At 61.4% G+C, this 19,802-nt stretch carries 17 protein-coding genes and 1 pseudogene; 10 read left to right on the forward strand and 8 right to left on the reverse strand.

Annotation, left to right across the window (positions count from 1 at the left end; translation table 11 throughout):
• From FLO80_RS20330 to FLO80_RS20340, 3 genes are all read left to right on the forward strand, one after another.
• Nucleotides 1–2,729 (forward strand): strawberry notch family protein (locus FLO80_RS20330; RefSeq protein WP_188078372.1); only part of this gene is annotated, 2,729 nt, incomplete at its 5' end.
• Nucleotides 2,726–3,772, forward strand: a complete 1,047-nt coding sequence (locus FLO80_RS20335) for a DUF7146 domain-containing protein (protein ID WP_008335668.1) — start codon at nt 2,726–2,728, stop codon at nt 3,770–3,772. The genes FLO80_RS20330 and FLO80_RS20335, both read left to right, overlap by 4 nt.
• Before the next feature lie 298 nt (nt 3,773–4,070).
• Nucleotides 4,071–4,982 carry a DUF2493 domain-containing protein gene (locus tag FLO80_RS20340; protein ID WP_008335666.1) on the forward strand — a complete coding sequence of 304 codons (912 nt, stop codon included), beginning with the start codon at nt 4,071–4,073 and terminating at the stop codon, nt 4,980–4,982.
• An 8-nt stretch (nt 4,983–4,990) separates the two neighbouring features.
• Here FLO80_RS20340 and FLO80_RS20345 read toward each other — a convergent pair whose 3' ends face one another.
• A complete protein-coding gene (locus FLO80_RS20345; RefSeq protein ID WP_008335665.1) occupies nt 4,991–5,284 on the reverse strand; it encodes a helix-turn-helix domain-containing protein in 294 nt (97 codons plus the stop codon).
• Nucleotides 5,285–5,413: 129 nt separating this feature from the next.
• Here FLO80_RS20345 and FLO80_RS20350 point away from each other — a divergent pair, with 129 nt between their 5' ends.
• The 5 genes from FLO80_RS20350 (at nt 5,414) to repC (ending at nt 11,562) form a co-directional block, all read left to right on the forward strand.
• Nucleotides 5,414–6,577, forward strand: coding sequence for an ATP-binding protein (locus tag FLO80_RS20350; RefSeq protein ID WP_008335662.1), 1,164 nt, complete (start codon nt 5,414–5,416; stop codon nt 6,575–6,577).
• A 555-nt stretch (nt 6,578–7,132) separates the two neighbouring features.
• A complete protein-coding gene (locus FLO80_RS20360) occupies nt 7,133–7,471 on the forward strand; it encodes a DUF736 domain-containing protein (RefSeq protein ID WP_008335659.1) in 339 nt (112 codons plus the stop codon).
• Between the two features lie 209 nt (nt 7,472–7,680).
• Nucleotides 7,681–9,036 (forward strand): ParA family protein, encoded by a 1,356-nt coding sequence (locus FLO80_RS20365; protein WP_009804235.1) that lies wholly within the window; start codon nt 7,681–7,683, stop codon nt 9,034–9,036.
• Entirely contained in the window at nt 9,033–10,055 is a 1,023-nt protein-coding gene (locus FLO80_RS20370) for a ParB N-terminal domain-containing protein (protein ID WP_037207731.1), read from the forward strand. Before FLO80_RS20365 ends, FLO80_RS20370 begins: the two co-directional genes overlap by 4 nt.
• 226 nt (nt 10,056–10,281) lie before the next feature.
• Complete coding sequence (gene repC, locus FLO80_RS20375) at nt 10,282–11,562, forward strand: plasmid replication protein RepC (protein ID WP_081940158.1); 1,281 nt, start codon at nt 10,282–10,284, stop codon at nt 11,560–11,562.
• Between the two features lie 12 nt (nt 11,563–11,574).
• On the opposite strand, the gene FLO80_RS20380 is transcribed toward repC, so the two are convergent.
• On the reverse strand, nt 11,575–12,684 hold the full coding sequence (locus FLO80_RS20380) for a tyrosine-type recombinase/integrase (protein WP_008335646.1): 1,110 nt from the start codon (nt 12,682–12,684) through the stop codon (nt 11,575–11,577).
• 113 nt (nt 12,685–12,797) lie between these two features.
• On the opposite strand from FLO80_RS20380, the gene FLO80_RS20385 reads away from it, so the two are divergent.
• Together FLO80_RS20385 and scpB are read left to right on the forward strand one after the other, a co-directional pair.
• Nucleotides 12,798–13,682: a DUF1403 family protein gene (locus FLO80_RS20385; RefSeq protein ID WP_107817727.1), complete on the forward strand. Its 885-nt coding sequence runs from the start codon at nt 12,798–12,800 to the stop codon at nt 13,680–13,682.
• A 2-nt stretch (nt 13,683–13,684) separates the two neighbouring features.
• Nucleotides 13,685–14,140: pseudogene (gene scpB / locus FLO80_RS20390) on the forward strand (SMC-Scp complex subunit ScpB); the annotation flags it as partial.
• Between the two features lie 30 nt (nt 14,141–14,170).
• On the opposite strand, the gene FLO80_RS20395 reads toward scpB, so the two are convergent.
• The 6 genes from FLO80_RS20395 to FLO80_RS20425 all read right to left on the reverse strand — a co-directional run bounded on the left by FLO80_RS20395 (nt 14,171) and on the right by FLO80_RS20425 (nt 19,798).
• Nucleotides 14,171–15,787, reverse strand: coding sequence for an ISL3 family transposase (locus tag FLO80_RS20395; protein WP_422908288.1), 1,617 nt, complete (start codon nt 15,785–15,787; stop codon nt 14,171–14,173).
• Nucleotides 15,788–15,933: 146 nt separating this feature from the next.
• The gene (merA, locus tag FLO80_RS20405) at nt 15,934–17,385 is read right to left on the reverse strand and encodes a mercury(II) reductase (protein WP_111369223.1); all 1,452 of its coding nucleotides are present in this window, start codon (nt 17,383–17,385) and stop codon (nt 15,934–15,936) included.
• Between the two features lie 57 nt (nt 17,386–17,442).
• Nucleotides 17,443–18,792 carry a dihydrolipoyl dehydrogenase family protein gene (locus FLO80_RS20410; RefSeq protein ID WP_008335974.1) on the reverse strand — a complete coding sequence of 450 codons (1,350 nt, stop codon included), beginning with the start codon at nt 18,790–18,792 and terminating at the stop codon, nt 17,443–17,445.
• A 63-nt stretch (nt 18,793–18,855) separates the two neighbouring features.
• Entirely contained in the window at nt 18,856–19,086 is a 231-nt protein-coding gene (gene merF / locus FLO80_RS20415) for a mercury resistance system transport protein MerF (RefSeq protein WP_050759304.1), read from the reverse strand.
• 97 nt (nt 19,087–19,183) lie between these two features.
• Complete coding sequence (locus FLO80_RS20420) at nt 19,184–19,465, reverse strand: hypothetical protein (RefSeq protein ID WP_246156767.1); 282 nt, start codon at nt 19,463–19,465, stop codon at nt 19,184–19,186.
• 27 nt (nt 19,466–19,492) lie between these two features.
• The gene (locus FLO80_RS20425) at nt 19,493–19,798 is read right to left on the reverse strand and encodes a heavy-metal-associated domain-containing protein (protein WP_009807473.1); all 306 of its coding nucleotides are present in this window, start codon (nt 19,796–19,798) and stop codon (nt 19,493–19,495) included.
• Nucleotides 19,799–19,802 lie beyond the last annotated feature (4 nt).

Here is a 19,802-nt window from a genome sequence, read left to right on the forward strand (position 1 = left end):
AGGATGCGCGCCGCGACTGGATGGCGCTTGGGGGGCGTGAAAGCGATATCGTGCCGCTCTCGAAATTCCGCCAGGGGAGCGATATCCGTCTCCCAGAGGGCATCCTCTTCGTCACCTATGCCACCCTGCGTTCTGCTGAACGCGACGGGAAAGCCTCCCGCCTCGATCAGGTGACGTCCTGGCTTGGCGAGGGGTTCAACGGGGTCATCGCTTTCGACGAAAGCCACGCCATGGCGAATGCCGCCGGCGAAAAGTCCGACCGCGGCGACAAGAAGGCATCCCAACAAGGCCTTGCTGGCCTCGCGCTGCAAAATGCCGTTCCCGATGCCCGGGTGCTCTACGTCTCAGCGACCGGCGCGACGGTGGTCGGCAATCTCGCCTATGCCTCCCGTCTCGGGCTCTGGGGCACGGGTGATTTCCCTTTCGTGACGCGGGCCGAGTTCGTTGCCGCGATGGAGGCCGGGGGCATTGCTGCCATGGAGATGATCTCGCGCGATCTGAAGGCGCTCGGGCTCTATCTTGCGCGGTCCCTCTCCTATGCCGGGGTCGAATACGAAATGCTGGTGCATGAGCTGACGCCCGCACAGATCGCGATCTATGACAGCTATGCCGATGCCTACCAGATCATCCACACCAACTTGGAGGCCGCCCTTCAGGCCTCGGGTATTTCCTCCGAGACCGGTACGCTGAACCCCCAGGCGAAATCCGCTGCGCGCTCGGCCTTCGAGAGCAACAAGCAGCGTTTCTTCAATCATCTCATCACCGCCATGAAATGCCCTTCGCTCATCCATGCGATCGAAGCGGACCTGGCCGCGGGGCATTCGGCCGTGATTCAGGTGGTCTCGACCAGCGAGGCGGTGATGGAACGGCGCCTCGAAGAGATCCCGCCCTCGGAGTGGGACGACCTGCAGGTCGATTTTACGCCGCGCGAGAACATCATGGACTACCTCATGCACAGCTTCCCGACGCAGCTCTTCGAGCCCTACTCCGACGAGAACGGCGACCTACGCTCGCGTCCCGCCCTCGATGGTGATGGCAATCCGATTATCTGCCGTGAGGCGGAGCGGCGGCGGGATGAGCTTGTCGAGCATCTCGGTGCCCTTGCCCCGGTGCAGGGCGCGCTCGATCAGATCCTGTGGCATTTCGGGGGCGATGCGGTGGCCGAGGTCACGGGGCGCAAGCGGCGCATCGCGAGGACGCGTGAAGGGCGGCTCAAGGTCGAGAACCGAGCCGCCTCCTCCAACCTCGGCGAAACCCAGGCCTTCATGGATGACGCCAAGCGCATCCTGATCTTTTCTGACGCCGGTGGCACGGGGCGCAGCTACCACGCCGATCTTGGTGCAAAGAACCAGCGCCTCCGGGTGCATTACTTGCTTGAGCCTGGCTGGAAAGCCGACAATGCGATTCAGGGGCTGGGGCGTACCAACCGCACGAACCAAGCGCAGCCGCCGCTCTTTCGCCCCGTTGCCACAGACGTGAAGGGTGAGAAGCGGTTCCTCTCCACCATCGCCCGCCGCCTCGATACGCTCGGGGCCATCACCAAGGGGCAACGCGAGACGGGTGGGCAGAACATGTTCCGCGCCGAGGACAACCTCGAGAGCCCTTATGCACGAGCGGCGTTGCGGCAGTTCTTCTACAAGCTGCGCGCGGGCAAGATCGACGCCTGCTCCTACTCCAGGTTCCAGGAGATGACCGGGCTGACGCTCGATGAGGCGGATGGCACGATGAAGGAAACCCTGCCGCCGATCCAGCAGTTCCTGAACCGCTGCCTCGCGCTCCGCATCGACATGCAGGACGCGATCTTCGAGGCCTTCGGCGGGTTTCTTTCGGCGATAATTGAGGACGCGCGTCAGGCAGGCACCCTCGATGTCGGGCTAGAGACCCTGCGCGCCGAGAAGTTTGAGATCGTTGATCGCAAGGTCATCTTCGAGCATGAGGCGACGGGCGCGACGGCAACTGCGCTGACCGTGGAGCGTATCGATCGCAACGATCCGCTCACTCTGCCCCGCGTCAAAGCCATCTGCGCCGACACAAGAGGCGCGACGCTGTGCTGGAACAAGACCTCCAAACGCGCGGCCCTGATGGTGAAAGCGCCGGCCTTCATGGACGAGGATGGCGTGCCGATCTTGCGGGTGAAGCTCCTGCGGCCCATGGCGACCGAAATCCTCGCGCTGACCGAGTTCTCGAAGTCGCACTGGGAAGAGATCGATGATGCGATGTTCGAGCAGCTCTGGCAGGCCGAGGTCGACGCGGTGCCGGAGTTCACTACATCGAAGATCACGCTGATCTGCGGCCTCCTCCTGCCGATCTGGGACCGGCTGCCCGCCGACAACATGCGGATCTATCGTCTGCAGACCGAGGACGGGGAGCGCGCCATCGGCCGCTTGGTCAGCCAGGAACAGCTTCTCAATGTCTATGCGCGCCTTGGTCTCGACTGCCAGATTGAGATGACGCCGCAGGAGGTGTTCGGCGCGGTCATGGACGCGAAGACGACCCTCAGCCTGCTTGGGGGCTACCAGTTGCGTCGCTCTCTGGTCATGGGACAGCCGAGGCTCGAGCTGATCGGAGCGTCGGGCGCGGCACTGCCCGCATTGAAGGCCTTGGGCTGTTTCACCGAGGTGATCCAGTGGAAGACGCGGGTGTTCATCCCGGTGGATTGCACCGAGGTGCTGGCGCGGGTCCTTGCCGCGCATCCGGTTGGCGCAAGCGCAGCGGATGCAGCCGCATGAGCGCGCGGCGCAGCATCGCAGACCTCTCGGCTGATCTTGCAGACCGCGCCGAGAGTTTCTGCCGCCAGTATTTCCCCGAGGGGTCCAAGCAGGGCAACTATTGGCAGGTTGGCGACACTTCGGGCGCAAAGGGTCAGAGCCTCGCCATCCGGCTGCAAGCTCAGGGTGGGCGCAAAGCCGGATCTTGGACCGATTTCGCGACCGGTGAGTATGGCGATCTGATTGACCTGATGCATGAACGGCTTGGTTCGGTCACGCTCAAGGAAACGCTGAGGGAGGCCCGGTCCTTTCTCGGCGAGGCCCCCTGCCCTTCCTTACCTTGTGACACCCAAAGGGCTGAGTGCCCCGATGCTGCCTCTAGCAAACGCATTGCGCGGGCGCGGAAGCTCTTTGCCGCTGGCAAGCCGGTTCTCGGCACCTTGGCTGCCACCTATCTGCAGGGGCGCGGGATCACACGGCTGGGTCCGGCGCTGCGTTATCACCCGCGGGTTTTCCTGCGGCAGGGCGAGGACGACGCCGATCCGCCGCAAAGGGCCCCTGCCCTGCTCGCGAAGATCACCGACAATCGGGGCCAGATCACCGGCTGCGCACGCTTCTATCTCGACCCGTCCACCGGCGGTTTGGCCGAGATCGAGAGCCCGAAGCGGATCCTCGGACAGCTGCACGGCCATGCCATCCGCTTCTGGTCCGGCAAGGCGCGCAGCGATCTCATCGTCGGTGAAGGTCTCGAGAACACCCTCTCGGTCGGCACGGCTCTCTCCGAGTTTGACCTCGCCTCCTGTCTCACTGCCACCCATCTCGGCCTCTTCATCCCGCCGCCGGGGATCAAGCGTATCTGGATCGCGCGGGACAATGACGAAGCGGGACGAACCGCATCACTGAGACTGCGTAACCAACTGGAATCGCTTGGTATTGCCTGTGGTGGTCTCGTGCCAAACATGGGCGATTTCAACGACGATCTGCGGGCATTTGGCAAAGATGCGCTGCGCCGGTCGTTGCTTGAGGCCATGAAAGTACAAGGTCTGGAGATCGAGGACGGGTGAGCGCCAGCCCCATAAGTGACGTCCGACAGGGCAAAGGTTCCGCGGGTTCGATCTGAACCCGTTTGGAAAAGAGGAGCGATGGACCGGCGGGTCGGAGCAGAGTGCTCCTCGCCCGGACAGCAATGCGCCCCGCACCAGAAAATTCCCCTGAGCCTTCGGCTCATTCCTCGCGGGAGCAATTTTCCGGCCCTGGGCGCATTCTCCGCTGCGCTTCGATCCTGACGGATGCGGCCCGGTCGCCGCCGGTCCTGTTATCGCCCCATCCAAATCGGGTCAGATCAATCAGAGGAACCAGACAATGCCCCATCAGACAGACATCCCCGAGGAAACCGGCGTAACCTCCGCCATCCTCGACCACCTCGCACTTCATGGCGCAACACCAGGACCCGGCGAGACCGATCATCGCCCCCTGCCCCAGCCTGACGAGGTCGAGCTCGCCATGGCGACACTTTTCGACACCACTATCGGCCTCCTCACCGGCAGCCAGTTGGAAGACAATCTCGAAGAGATGCTCTGGTCCCTCACCTCGATCTTCCATCGCCGGCTTGCCCATATCCAGAAGCTTCTCGACGATAACGAATTCGAGGTCCGGGAAAGTTTGGCCATCCAGGACGGTTCCGAGGTCGCTTCGGTTGAACTGGAACGCCTCCAGTTGATCGGGCTTAAGCTCTGGGACCATCGCGACGCCTTCGAACAGATGCGCGATCTGGCCGTGGACCACTTCTCGGCCGCCACCGGGTCTCCTTGGCTGCCCCGCACCGGTTCCAAGGTCTCGCATCGCGGCCTGACTTCCGCCGTGGTGGACAGCCGGGCCTATCTCTCGGCCAAGCGCCGCAAAGAGACCGAGGTGCACTGCCCCGAAGGCACGCGGATCGCTTTCTCGGGCGGGGATTATCACGCCTACGATCTGATCTGGTCCGTCCTCGATGCCACCCATACGAAATATCCCGACATGGTGCTGCTGCACGGCGGTACGCCCAAAGGTGCCGAGATGATCGCGGCCCGCTGGGCAGATACCCGTGGCGTTACCCAAGTGGTCTTCAAGCCCGACTGGAAGAGCCACGGCAAGGCCGCCCCCTTCAAGCGCAACGACAAGATGCTCGAAACCATGCCACAGGGTCTGATTGCCACGCCCGGTTCGGGCATCACCGAGAACATCGTCGACAAGGCCCGCAAGCTCGGAATCCGCATCAAGAGGATCGGGGCTTAGGCCCCGGTTCACGCCCCGCGCAAGAGGTCCTGTACGACGGAAGGCTTCTTGGCGATCAATGCCAGCAGAACCTGTGCTGGGCCTGTCGGGTGCCGGCGCCCGTGTTCCCAGTTCAGGAGCGTACCTTTCGCGACGCCAATGCTCTTGGCGAACTCGGCCTGGGACAGGCCCGTCCGTTGCCGGACTTCGGCGACATCGACCTCCGCCACGGACACTTCATGCACTTTGGCGTCGGCCAAATCGCCATTCGCGAAGGCCAGAGCCTCTTCGAGGCCCTTGGATACAGATTTGAATGCACTCATTTTGCGTCGATGCTCCTTGGCCACGGCTGTTTTGCTGGGGCAGTAAGATACTTCGGCTTGAGCAACTAGCTATGGCCGCAGGTAAGATTAACCTTGCAAATCTTCCGTATCGTGGAGTAATTGCAAGGTATGTACAAACGCAAGACCCAACAATTCGTTCAGTCTTCCTTGGAGAGCCAAGCGGCTGTGGTCCTTCTCGGCCCCCGACAGGTCGGAAAGACAACACTTGCACTCGACATCGCATCAGAGCGCCCATCTGTCTATCTCGACCTTGAGCGTGAGGCGGACAGGCAAATCCTGACTGAACCAGATCTCTATCTGGACGAACAGGCGGGCAAACTCGTCATCCTCGACGAGGTGCAGCAGATGCCTGACCTCTTCAGAACCTTGCGCGGCCAGATCGATCAGCGTCGGCGGGCCGGGTTTCGGACGGGACAGTTCCTGCTATTGGGATCGGCTTCCAATATCCTCTTGCACCAAACGGCGGAATCCCTCGCCGGTCGTGTTCGATATGTTGAAATGCCCCCCTTGCAGCCTGACGAGGTGGGGGCCGATCAGTTGAACTTGCTCTGGCTGCGCGGCGGCTTTCCCGACAGCTTTCAGGCCGCGAGCGATCGGGCAAGTATGGACTGGCGTCTGGATTTCCTGCGCACCTATCTGGAGCGAGACATCCCTGCCCTCGGACCTCGGATTCCGGCAGCGACCTTGCGGCGGTTCTGGACGATGCTTGCGCATGTCCAGGGCGGCCTTCTGAACGCCGCGGCCCTTGCCGAGGGATTGGGCGTGTCCGGCCAGACCGTTGGGCGCTACCTCGATCTGCTCGTCGATCTCATGCTGGTGAGACGCCTGCAGCCCTGGCACGAGAATGTCGGCAAGCGTCTGGTGAAATCGCCAAAGGTCTATGTGAGAGACAGCGGCATCGTGCATGCGCTGTTGGGCATCGGCACGACAGAAGGCTTGCTCGGGCACCCGGTCGTCGGTGGCAGTTGGGAGGGGTTCTGTATCGAGGCGCTTCTTGCTGCCGCCCCTTTAGGCACCGAACCTTTCTTCTATCGCACTTCGGCCGGTGCTGAACTCGACTTGGTTTTGCGTTTGCCAAGCGGCGACATCTGGGCTGTTGAGATCAAACGGACGACTGCACCAAAGGTTTCGAGAGGATTTCACACAGGGGCCGAGGACATTGGAGCCAACCGAAAGCTCCTGGTCTATGCCGGTGAGCATGAGGTCCCCGTCGCGAAGGACATTCGAGCGTTACCACTGGCACATGCAATCGAGTTGTTGAGCGCGCTATGACCTCGTTTTTATCTCTGGCTCAGGACACTTCCATTGGTCTGAGGATAACAGCGACACGCGAAGAATCTCAGAGCCAGGTCTGGCCATTAGTCGGGCACCAGAGCGGATGAGTGTCTGGCAACTCGATGGTATCTGGACGCCTGCATCTCCGAATGCGAACGCAAACGCCCCTGTGATGCCACGGAAGGATGGGCGAATGCTCTGCCGTTGCCATCGATTTGTGATCTGACGGCTTTGGTCTTCGAAGAGTCTTGAAGTTTGGATGGACGAGAAGACAATCCCTACTCCTTGCGGCATCTCTCTCGTCTGTTCCCCTACTTTCCTTCATGGCCACCGCACTTCTCCCTTTGTCTGAGTTGCATGACATGCTGGTCGCAGCTGTCGTCCCGTCCACAAAGGTTGTCGCCGATCTTTTTCCCCTGACCCTGCGGGTCATTCCGCGCGGACCAAAAAGACCGGCGCCTGCCCCTCTCCGCTGCGCTCCGCCTTCGGTGTGGCCGGGCCTTGGCCAGCTGCAAGGTGACCATCATTGCAACGCAAACAAGGAGAAGAGCAATGACCACGAACTGCATCAAATTCACCAGCGCCGACATCGAAACCGCCAAGGGCGTCGGCTCCATCTCGACCCTGACCTTCGACCTCGACATCACGGTCGAACCCGTCGCGAGCTCGAACCCGATGGCCCCCACGCACCGCGTCCTCGGCCGCTCCCCGCGCGGCAAGTTGGTCGAGTGCGGCGGCATCTGGAAGAAGCAGAACAAGGAGACCGGCGCTGACTACTACACGCTGACCATCCGCGACCACGGCTTCAACGCCAACCTCGGCAAGGCCGCGAACCAGGACGATCTGTCCCTGCAGGCCGTCATCCCCTGGGGTCCCAAAGACGCCGCGTGACGGCTAAGGCCGGTCGGTTCTCCACCGACCGGCCCATCAAGACTCCAATCTTGAACGCGTTCAAGATTGGAGTTTTAGGGGTGGTGGAGCTTCTAAATAAGCGCCTGAAACTCATAGGCGCGTGGTATCTTTATTTTTCCTCCAAAACCGTGCTACCATAGAAGCAGAATCGAGTCGAACTCGGACCCAACCGAAGTCAGGGCTTAGGAATGAGCGGTAGTCTAGAACAGTTTTTGACGGACCTGTCACGTGGGCTTGAGCGCACGATGGTGGCAGTGAACAAGGAACTCACCTTGCGTCAGCGCATCAAGCGCACGTGGTCAATGCGCCAGTGCGCAAGGTTTATGAACGTCAGTATTCAGTATCTAACCAAGTTCGCCAATTCGAGCGACGACTTTCCCGCGGGCGAATATGTTGGAAGAGAGCGTGTTTTCACGCTTTCCGAATTGATGCACATGCGGGCCCTTCTGGCGGCCTCGGCAAAGCGGCCCTACGACTACCTAGCCTGGCGCAAACCCGACGCCCCCTTACCCGTCATCTCGTTTGCCAGCCAGAAAGGGGGCACGGCTAAGAGCCTGAGCGCCGCGCATTTTGCGCAGTATCTCAGCTTGCATTACGGCATGCGCGTTGGTGTCATGGATGCAGACCCGCAAAGCACGATAACGCTCTACTTTGTCGGGGGTGAAGGTCTTCCCCAGATGCCCGACGAAAACACCGCCTCCATGGTGGACTTTGCCGGCCTCTTCCAGTCGGAAGATGCGCCATACACTGATCACGATGCGCAGACGCTCGACAGCTTCTTTCTAAAGACCTCCTGGCCGGGGCTGCGTCTGCTGCCGGCACATGGCGAAACGTCTGAGGGAGAGATCCAGATTGCGCGCCTTGTGCGAGAGGCCCCCGCCGGAAAGAGCTTCTATCGCTACCTGCGCGATGCCCTTGATCGCTGGAAAGCGGGCCACCCGCCAAAAACGCTGCCCAACGAATTGGTAGTCGAGGGCAAGGTCGATCAGCAGCGACTGAACGCTGCGCTGACCGAGACCCTCGATGTCATCATCATCGACTATCAGCCTGCGTTGACACTTTTCCAGCTGAATAACGTGATTGCGTCGACTTCGCTGGTCATCCCGCAAACCATGAAGGGGTTTGACATCGCAACGCTGTCGACCTTTGTGACCGGCCTGCTGGGGATGCTTCAGCATATTCTGGCCCATGAACGGATCGAAATAGGAACTGGTGCCAACATGCTGTTGCCGACGATCGTCCAACGATCCAATGCGCAGGATCTAAACCACATCGGAAACCTGCTGGAACACTGCCCCACGGAAATTCTGCCGGTGTTTTATCTGCGTTCCGACGCAATCTCGAATGCGTCGGACGTCTATCAATCCGTATACGAATATGAGCCGGACACGCCGGGAAAACGCAAGGGGATCAACCGGTTCATCACGAATGCCGATGCGGTTAACGACGCCATAGTATCGCGACTCTGGCCGGGCTTCGAACGCGGTTATGCCAATACATGGATGGACGAGTTCTATGAAGATGACGGCGAGGGTGAAGCATGAAACGCAGTATTCCAAGGTCGCTGGTCAGCAAGGCTACTAGTCCCGACACATCCAAGGAGCGCACGCCCGGTCCCGAAGGCCGGGCAGAAACGGGCGACGCTGTTTCTACTCCTTTCAAGGGGGCCGGCAGTGCTTGGAAATCAGGGGCGCTTGCGCAATCGCAAGCCGCTGTGGAGCGAAGCAGAGCTGAGCTTTGTTCGGATATCTTAAACGGCCGCCACGAAATAAGCCTGTCGCCAGACCAGATATCAGATCCGATGGGGACAGACCGCCGTCAAGACTGGATGTCCCAGGAAGCATTCAGGTCTCTGGTAAACAGCATTGCCTCGAACGGGCAGGACACACCCATTCTGGTGTGGCCCGAGGATCCGGATTGGGAGCCGGATCCGTTGGAGCCGTCGAACGTCACTGGTGTTCCATTTGTCATGCTTACAGGACGCCGCCGACTGGCGGCCGCGTCGGAGTTGGGTTTACCTCTTCGTGCAATCCTCGCTTCGCCGGAAGCGCGAAACGCCGAGAACAGCAAGTTTGAGATGTTGTTTCTGCGGTTCCGCGAGAATGAGGAGCGCGAGAATCTTAGCCCATTTGAGCGTTTGGTTTCGATTGGTGAAATGTATGAAACGTTGGCTTCTGGGGCAGACAAGCTGACAGCTGTGGCCTTCGCAAAGAAAATTGGCGTGCATGAGAGCCTAGTCTCACGAGCGAGGTCTGTTTTCGCTGCGCAGGATCAGATCTTGAACGCGTTCAAGAATGTCTACGACATGAGCTTTCGTGATTTGCAGGGAGCCTTAGCGAGCTTGGAGAGGGTGAACAAACCCAAGCTCAAACCGAAGGCAAAGCCCAGAAAGCTCACGGTCAAACGCAAGGTGGGCAACCGAAATCTTTCGGCGACTTCAGTCGATGGAAACCTATCCATCAAGGTTGCAGGTGTGCCGATAGACCAAGAGCGTCTCGAGAAGCTCGGAGATTTAGTCGCCGACTACTTGAGCGCCGAAGGTTCGGGGAAGGAAACCGACTGACGACAATGTCAGCGACATATCCTCCAGAACGACGAGGCAAGGAGCAAAAAGGAACGACAATCGAAATAAAGGCAAAAGAAAAGCCCCCAAGCGGTGTGGCCTGAGAGCTGATCTTAATGGTTTGGTCACCTTCAAGATAAGTCTCGCAGGATTCACTGTCAACGACGAACGCTCCTGAGCGAACGGCTTTCTTTTGCCTCCACATAAACGGAGGTGAGATACAGGCATGAAACATACAGGTTGGCGCAAGCCGACACCGGGTCTTGGGGTTGCTGAGCAACTTGCCCAAGCCGGTGAACGGGTAGCAGTACCCAAAACACGGGCATTCGTGGCACTTAAGCGCGTGGGGGCACATATCGGCTTGAAGGCCGGAGACATGTTGCTCCTCGACACGCTCGGGGCCTTTACCCAGGCCCAGGACTGGGAGGAGGGGCAGCGTCCGATCGTCTGGGCGTCGAACGCCTATCTGATGGAGCAAACGGGTTTTTCGCTGTCTGCCCTCAAGCGCCACGCGCGGCGCCTTGCTGAGATCGGCGTGATCTCCTTCCAGGATAGCCCCAATGGCAAGCGGTGGGGCCGCAGAGACGTCGATGGCCGCATCGTCGAGGCCTATGGCTTCGATCTGTCGCCGCTCTCAGCCCGTGTCGAGGAGTTCGAGGAGCTTCATGCTGAGTTGCAGGCTGAACGCGAGCTCTGCCTACGCCTGAAGCGCCAGATCACTGTGGCGCGCCGGATGATCCGAGCCCGGATCGAGGCAGCTCTCAGCAGCGCTCTGCGTGGGCCCTGGAGGCAATTCACGGGGCTTTTTGAGGAGCTTCTGGAACGACTTCCGCGCCGTCATGAAGCTTCAGAGCAGTTGGAGCGGCTATTGGCATGGTTCAAGGAACTCCAAGAACGGGTCGAGGCGGCTTATCTTAAGGCGACTGTTGCGACAAAACCTGTGGAAAACACCGATGATAAACACGCCCAAGTCACGAAGAAGACTCAAGAAATGAACCCCAGGGAGGTCATTTCTGAACCTCATATACTAATTACAAACCAACTTAATCCTGTAACTAGTAATTCCTCTGAAAAAGAGGAAGCGGCGGGTGTGGTGCCTAATGCCCAACCCGAAGAGCGGGTTGATAGGGAGCTGGAAGACTGGGTTGCCGAGGTACGCAAGAAGCGGACAGCGCTCGATCTGCCGACAATCATGCAGGCCTGTCCGGAATTCGCATCCTGGGCGCGGAATTTGGGTGGATTCCTGAAAGATTGGGGCGATCTGCACCGGGTTGCCGGTCAACTCAGGCCGATGATCGGGATCTCTGAGCATGCCTGGAACGTGGCGCAGGACCGAATGGGCACCCAGGTGGCCACGGCCGCGTTTGCCCTCGTCTTCGAGAAGCACAGTGCGGGCGAGGTTGCCTCGCCGGGCGGCTATCTGCGGGGCATGGTCGAGAAGGCCGGGGCAGGGGAGCTGCATCTCGAGCGCAGCTTCTATGGTAGGCTCAGTGGGCAGGCGGCGTGATAGGGCAGGGGCTCAGAGACCGGCGGCTTTGGTCAGGTTCACCCGGAACCGGTCCCGGCGGCGCTGATAGCGGCGGGTCATCTCGGCGGAAGCGTGGCCGAGGTGTTTCTGGACGTAGCGCTCGTCGACTTCGGCGGAGCTGGCGAGACCGGCGCGCAACGAATGGCCGGAGAACAGCGCCAGGCGGTCTTTCTCAGGCAGGTCCGACCGGATGCCGGCGTCGAGCACGGTGCGCTTGATCAGGCGCGCGACGTGTTTGTCGTTGAGGCGTGTCTCCAGCGCCTTCTTGCCGTCCCGCGAGGTGCCGACAAAGATTGGGCCAAAGTCGATCTTGGCGAAGTGCAGCCATTGTTCGAGCGCATGGACAGGGCAGGTCTGATCCTTGGAGCCGCGGCCGATCTCGACCTCGCGCCAGCCGGTCTTGGCATTGAGGGTGAGCAGGGTGCCCTTGTCGAACACTTCAACCCAGCCGCCCGAGTCCGGCGTGTCGTCCTTGTGGACATCGAGGCTGACGATTTCCGAGCGACGAAGGCCGCCGGCGTAGCCCAGCAGCAGGATCGCGCGATCCCTGAGGCCGCGCAGGTCAAAAGGCAGGGTGGCCACCATCGCAAGGATGTCATCGGCCAGGATCGCTTCCTTTTGCACCGGCGGACGGGCGTGTTTGCGTTTGATCCCGGCCAGCACGGTGGCGATATGGCGGTTCTTGCGATCGAGGGCAAAGCCGCGCTGCGCATAGTTCCAGGCGAGGCCCGACAGGCGGCGGTCGATGGTGCTGACCGATAGGGCAGGGGAGGGGCCCGCTCCGGACGCCAGGTCCGCAAGGTAGAGCCCGATCATTTCGGGCGACGGGGGCAGAGTCTCCGCGCCCTTCATCCGGCACCAGCGCGCGAAATGCGCCCAGTCTTTCGCATAGGCCTTCAGCGTATTGTCCGAGGCCGCGGCGCGCGCATAGTCGCGCGCGGTATCCACCAGCCGATCGAGCGTGCCTGAACCAGCCACAAAGGAAGGAAGGCTCAAAGCCTCGCTGCTGGGATGATCTCTCTCGTTGTTCTCGCTGACCGAAGGCCCATTTGGCGGCTTTGAGATCGATTTCTCGTTGTTTTCTGACATGTCGCTGAGCATATTCTTTGGTGTCCGATAAGGCAAACTTATTGGACATAAACAGGAACGACAAGGCGGGGCGGTTTATGTACTATTTACTGGTGGAAAGCGCCGCGACGATGTAGGCTTCCGGCATGACATTTGCCCGGCCCGATCACATGAGCGACCTCGACACGATACCCCGAATGCCCGCTTGGGTCACCTCTGCACGCGCTGAAACCCTTGAAGATGTTGCGTTTTTGTCGGGCGCGGCGCTGAACCACCTGCATCTTGTGCTAGGACGCGCGGAGGTGCCCCAAGCCTTGTTGCGGGACCGGCTCGCGCTGCGCGCAGCGGAGGCCTGTGTCGCGTTTTCGGGGCGCCTGGAGAGAGCAGGGGATCTGCGCGACGCGGTGCATTTATTGCGCTCTGGCGATCTGCCGGGACCGGCTGGCGAGACCTGCCTCGCCTGGCGGCGCGCGGTGGAGCGGCCTGTGTCGACCAAGGCTCTGGGTCGAGCCTTGCCGGCCTTCGAGTCGGGCAAGATCGCGATGTGGCTCAATGCAGGGAAGGGGGCGCCGGTGATTCGGGCCGCGATGGTGCTGGAGGCCGTGCTAACGGAGGCGCCACGCGCTGACGTAGCTTCGCTGGTCCTCGCGGATGTGGCTCTCGCCCAAACATTCGGTTGGGATCATCTCGTGCCGCTGCTGGCCGCAGGCCTGAAACGCGCCGAATTGCGCAAACAGGGCGATGACCTTCGCCTTGCTTGTTATCGCGCTGTTGTCTCCTCGGTGGTCGAAGCAGTGCGCCTCGCGGCAGATCTCGCGCGCCGGGCGGCGCATCTGAAGGCAGTCGCACCCAAGCTGCGGGCCAAGGGGGCAGGAGAAGCGGTCGAGATGTTCCTGACCCGTGATGCGATGGCACCTTCGGCTTTGCCTTTGCCGGATCGCGCCGCGCGGCGGCTCTGTGACCGGCTGGTCGACCTCGGCGCGGTGCGCGAGCTGACCGGGCGCGACACCTTTCGGCTTTACGGGGTGTAGCGATGGCGAAGGATCGCTCTGACCCCGAACTGGATCGCGAGCTGGCCGACCTGCCGCCAGAGCTGCGCTGGCGCGAATGGATGCGCCGGATCGAGGCGGTGCTCTTCGCCTCTGCCGCGCCGGTGCCGCGCGACGACCTCGCGCGCGTCGTGGGGCAGGGGGTGTCGATTGACCTGCTGGTCGAGGACCTCAGCGCCGATTTGGAGAGGAGGGCGTTCGAAATCGCGCAGGTCGCCGGCGGGTGGATTTTCCGGACCCTACCTGCCTACGCCCCTGCGATCCGCGCGGCGGCAGATGTCGGTAATCAATTACTGGACTTGAGTGAATTCGACGTCGCAGTTCTGGCCGCCATCGCCTACCATCAGCCGATCACGCGCGACGGGCTCAAGGACATCTTCGGCAAGGAGATCAGCCGCGACCTGATCGGCCGGCTGCATGCGCGCGACTTGATCGGGACCGTGTCACTTAGCACTTAAATGGGCTCTGCCTCAATCTGTGTGGTGGAACGGTAGCATTCTCGCCCGCAACAATTCTGGACCGGCTCGGCCGTACATGGCGCGTTTGAGGGTCTTCAGGCGATTGATCTGACCTTCTGCTTGGCCGTTGCTCCAGGGCATCTCGATGGCGTTTTTGACGGCTTCGTAGTCCCGGTTCACTGTGCGGGCAAAGCGCACGATGGGCGCCAGGTCGGTTTCGATCGCGTCGTCGATCCATGCAGGGAGCGGGTCTGCCACGCGGCCGCGCAGGATACCATTGAACCGCATGGCGAGGCTGCGCATCGATACGAAGGCGGGAGAGCGGGTCTTGAGCGCATCGACTTTACGCGCCTGATCCGAGGTGAGCTTGCCGCGCGGTTTGATGCACAGCGCGGCCGCGATGACCGGGGAGATCGCGTGCCCCGTTTCCGGGTCCCGAACCGGCTCCAGGATCTTGTGTTCTACCTTGGGATCGCTCGCTTGCTGTTCGGCTCTGCGCCAACCCGCCAGCAGCCGCTGCAAATGCGACTGGCTCCCCTCGTAACCACGCTCTTGGATCAGACTGAAAAGGGCGCTGCCAGTTCGAATGCCCTCCTTCCAGCTTTGGCTCAGGAACTCTTCAAAATACCATGGCGAACTCGGCTTCAAAGCGGCCCGCCTGCGGTCCGGTGGTGTTTCGAACTGCAGCCATTTCGCGATGCTGCGACGCGGAAACCCTGTTCGCCGCCCGATCTCGCTGCAGGAAAGTCCCTGATTTCGGAGCGCATGGATGGTGGTGAAAATCTCTTCCCGGGACGTCCTGTGCGCAAGGCGGGACTTCAGAAGGCTTCCGGCTGCGGTGATGTTGTCGGCGTCGGACAGCAGCGCCCTGCCGGTGGCACGGCCGTGAAGGTTCATCTGTTCCTCAATGGCCTGCCGCAGGTTTTGCACGATATGGAACCGGTCGGCGACCTGCTTTGCCTGCGGTGCCCCTTGCCGGGCAGCCTTGGCGTAGAGACCGCACCGATCTCTGCTGATCACTTCCACCTCGGGGTGTCGCTTTAGCCAGTTGGTGCAGGTGACGACATCTCGATCCTCGAGGATGTCGATGACCACGCGACGCTCCAGATCCACGATGATCGTGCCGTAGGTTTGCGATTTCCGCCAGCTCCAATCGTCGATCCCGATGATTGTCGGCGCCTCGGTGGTGCCTTGAGCACACCTTTTCAGCTGCCTGAGCACCGTGTCATCGCTGACCCCAAGGCCCAAACGATGCAACAACCGCTCCGCAGGCCGTCCGCCTGTCGCATGCCCAAGATGGCCGACAATCTCCCCTACACGCGAAGTACGACGTGCAAATGGACGCGCAATCGAGCTGATCTGGTCCGAGAAAGTCCGGCGCGGGCAAGCAGGCGCCAAACATCGCCAACGGCAAACTGCGAGATCAACCGTTACCGCGTCTCCATGCGCGGGATAATCCTGCAGCCACCGACGCCGCCAGCCATGACGTCGGCGTGAATGCAATCCACAGTCTGGGCAAATGCCGTTGGGTGCCAAGACGCCAGATACAATCCACCCGCCGGATTCACTTCGTTCAACGCTTTGAACTGCAACATCGCTGCCCGGCGACCAGTGCTTCTTCGAACTCACAACTATCCCTCCTGAATTTTCCAGTTTCAGGATAGTTGCGCCACACAAAGTGAGGCAGAGCCCAATTAAGGGCTACGCGACACCAAGCGATCAACGCACCGGGAAGTGTCGACAGAAGATCGGTCCTTTCCTTCAGCACCATGGCATTACCCCGCGCAGCAGCTGAGTTTGGCCACATCCTTGTCGAAAGTCTGGGCCGCAAGTTTCAGCCCTTCAACCGTGGTCAGATATGGGAAAATCGTTTCGCCGAGGGCCTTGGAGGTCATGCCGAACTTGAGCGCCATTGCCAGCGTCTGGATCGTGTCCGAGCCTTCGGGCGCCACGATCTGGCCGCCCAGCAGGCGGTCGGTCTTGGCGTCGGCCACCAGCTTGATCACGCCGCGGGTGTTGCGGGCCGCGGCGGCGCGCGGGACGTTGTCGAGCGTGATCACGCTGATCTTGACCTCGTGCCCCGCCGCCTTGGCCCCAGCCTCTGAAACGCCGACACCGGCCACTTGCGGGTCGGTGAACACGACCCATGGCATCGCCGCATTCTCATAGCGCATTGGCTCCAGTCCAAGGGCATTGTTGATTGCCACCTTGGCACCGTAGGCGGCCATGTAGACGAACTGGTCACGGTCGGTGACATCGCCCGCCGCCCAGACGCCGGCCCGCGTCGTGGCCATGTCAGGACCGACCTTGATCGAGCCGCGCGCGTCGGTCTCTATCCCGAGGTCTTCCAACCCGAGGTTCTCGGAATTGGCCACCCGTCCGGTGGTCACAACCAGCCGTTCGGCGGACAAAACCTCGGTCTTTCCATCGCGTTCGACAGTCAGAATGACGCCGCCCGCAGCTTTCGCGGCCGAGACGTAAGCAAGACCGGTCTCGACCGCGATGCCTTCGGTCTTCAGCGCTTGCGTCAGCGCCTGGGCCACCTCCGGCTCGGCGCCGGGCAGAAGGCGCGAGCGGGTCACAAGCGTGACTTTCACCCCCAGCCTTGAGGCCATCTGCGCCAACTCGCAGCCGATATAGCCGCCGCCCAGCACAATGATGCTTTCGGGCCGGTCGGGCAGGGTCAGCAGACCGGTGGAATCGAGGGTCTCCACGGTGTCGATGCCTTTGATGGCAGGTTGATGGGGGCGCGAGCCGGTGGCGATCAGGATGCGCGGGGCGGATATCACCCGCCCGCCGATAGCGACGCCACCCTCGACCAATCGCGCCGGGCCGTCCTCGATATAGGTGACGTTCTCATAGGCGGGCAGCAGGTCGATATATTTCTTGTGCCGCATCTCCGCGACCAGATCGGTCGTGCCTTTCACAACGGCTGGCCAATCCACCGCATGTTCGCAGGACGCAATGCCCGGGAACCGGGCAGCGGACGCGCCACCATGGGCCGCCTCTGCGGCGCGGATCATCGCCTTGGACGGAACGCAGCCGACGTTCACGCAGGTGCCGCCGATGGTGCCGTGCCCGACAAGCGCCACCCGCTTTCCGGCTTCAGCTGCAGTGATCGAAGCCGAGAACCCGGCAGAGCCCGCACCGACGACGATCAGGTCATAACTGTCGGCGCCGACATCCTTCGAAGAGCAGCAATCATGTTCCTTGACGGTTTGATCCATTTTCATTTCCTTTACTTGAACCGGGCGCCACCATCTTGGCGGCGGTCAAATTTCAATTCACACCATCGACCCGATGTCGGAGGCGTAACTGGGATAAGCGAAAATCATCGCCTTGATCTGATTTGCGGTCTGCCCGGCACCCATGGCCATGGCGAAAAGATTGATCTGCTCCTCGGCTCCTGGTCCGATCAGGTGCGCGCCGAGTATTTGCCCGCTGCCCCGTTCGACAAGAACCTTGAATCCGGTGTGTTTCGCGCCGACGCGCAGCGACGAATACCAGCCCTCCGTCTTCTCGAAATGCACATCGAACTTCAGCCCCTGCTCCCTGGCCGCCGCTTCCGACAAGCCCACGGTAGCAACCATGGGCAGGGTGAAGACCACTGACGGGATCGGCGGATACTTGATCTCCCGCGCGTCCTTGCCGCCCAGAATGTTCTTCCCCGCGATGCGTCCCTCTGCCGCCGAGACCGGGGTCAGATTCAACCCGCTATCAGCGCAGTCGCCGGCCGCGAAAATGGCCGGGTTGGTGGCGCGCATCGCGTCGCTCACCTTGATGCCACGGCGTGAGTATTCGACTCCAGCGGCCTCGAGGTTCAGCCCGTCTATGTTGGGCACGCGGCCGGTGCCATGCACCACCAGATCGCAAGTGATCGTTTCGGTGCCGTCGTGACGTTCCACGGTGACCACGACTTCGTCGCCCTGTTTCTCGATCTTCGCCACCTTCGCTTTGGTGCGCAGATCGACGCCCAGCTCTGCGGTCGCCTCGACCAGCATCGCGACCAGATCGGGATCAAAGTTGCCCAGGGGGCGGTCCATCATCTCCAGCACGGTCACCTCGCGCGCGCCCGCGCGCTTGGCCACATGGGCGAATTCCATCGCGATGAACCCGCCGCCGACAAAGGCGATGCGGTCGGGACGCTCGGGCAGTTCCAGGAAATCGGTCGAGGTGGCGAGATACTCCTCGCCCGGGATGTTCAGCGTCATCGGTCGGGCACCGGTGGCGATGTGGAAATGCTTCGCCCTCAGGGTCTCGCCGTTCAACTCGATCGCATCGGGGCCGGTAAACCGTACCTCTCCGTGCAAGACGTCGATCCCGGCCTTTTCCAGCCCGGCCTCGATGCGCGGTGGCATCGCGTCGGTGAAGCTGCGCTTGAAGGCGATCATGTCGGACCAGTTGACCGAAGGCTGCGCCTCCAGCCCCTTGCCCTTCATGTTTTCCGCCCACTCGACGCCCTCGGTGACGGCGATCAGCATCTTCTTGGGATCGCAACCGCGCAGGGCGCAGGTGCCGCCATGGGGCTCGCTGTCGATGCTGGCGACGCTCCAGCCGGCATTCGCCGCCATCCGGGCGACGCCATTGCCACCGGTTCCACCGCCGATCACGATAAGGTCGTAGCTCTTCGTCATAAGGTTTTTCTCTTCAATGCTTTGTCTGAGGCGCTATTTGGATGGATGTCAGCCCAGTTTCCCTCAGGACGCCGAGCCGCGCGCGTTCTTGCGCCAGAGCGCGTAAATGGTCAGCAGGATAAAGATGCCCAGTGCCGGAAACAGCACGAGGTCGAGATATCCGACGACGGCGGCCAGGCCGACCGCGCCGAAGAGGATCACCAAAATGGGCGTAAAGCAGCAGAGCGCCACAATGATGGTGCCGATGATGCCCACTTTCAAAAGGCCGTTCGAAGATGTGTCGTCTGAAGGCATCGTAATTTGTTTCCTCATGTCTGGTGCATCAATTGCGTGGTGCCACCGGATCCGGGATCGACCCGAACAGCCCAAAGACCTGTGCCGGTGCGTTGCTCTACTCGGCCGCGAAATCGGCCGGGCGGTGGATACTCTCACCGGCGGCCCGGGTTTTGGTGCAAGTCTCATCCGGTGCGCCATCGACACCTGCTGATCCCCTGCGCCTGATCTCGCGAACAACCAGCGCCGCGCCAATTGCCGCGACGACAGCGGCTATTCCGCCGAGCCCCATCAACCACCCGCCAATCCCGCCGAGAATGGTGGCTAGGATGACGCCACCGCCGCCGCAGCAGATCACCATGATCGGCGCGGCAATGATGAAGGCCAGAAGCCCGCCCAAATGTTTGTCATCCCCGTCCTTCCGTGCTCAGGACTCCCCCGCCTGGAGCACCTCGGCCGGATAGCCATTGGCCAGAACCGCCTCGATGATCATGTCTGGGTTGGCCGCCTGATCGTCGAAGGCCACGACGTAAGTGCCCGTGCCAAACTCCTCGCCTTCCTGGAAGTCGACGATTTCGACCGTGGGCACGCCGCGCATCGCCGCCGCGACGGTGAACGAGCAGGTCGGGCATGTCAGTTCGGCGACACCGACATTGATGCGCTGTTCTTCGGCACTGGCGGGCATTGCGGCCAGAATGCCGAGAGTTGCGAGTGCGAGAGAGAGATGTTTCATCGGT

Origin of the sequence: Aquicoccus porphyridii (assembly GCF_008369105.1) — a bacterium.
Lineage (GTDB): Bacteria > Pseudomonadota > Alphaproteobacteria > Rhodobacterales > Rhodobacteraceae > Aquicoccus > Aquicoccus porphyridii.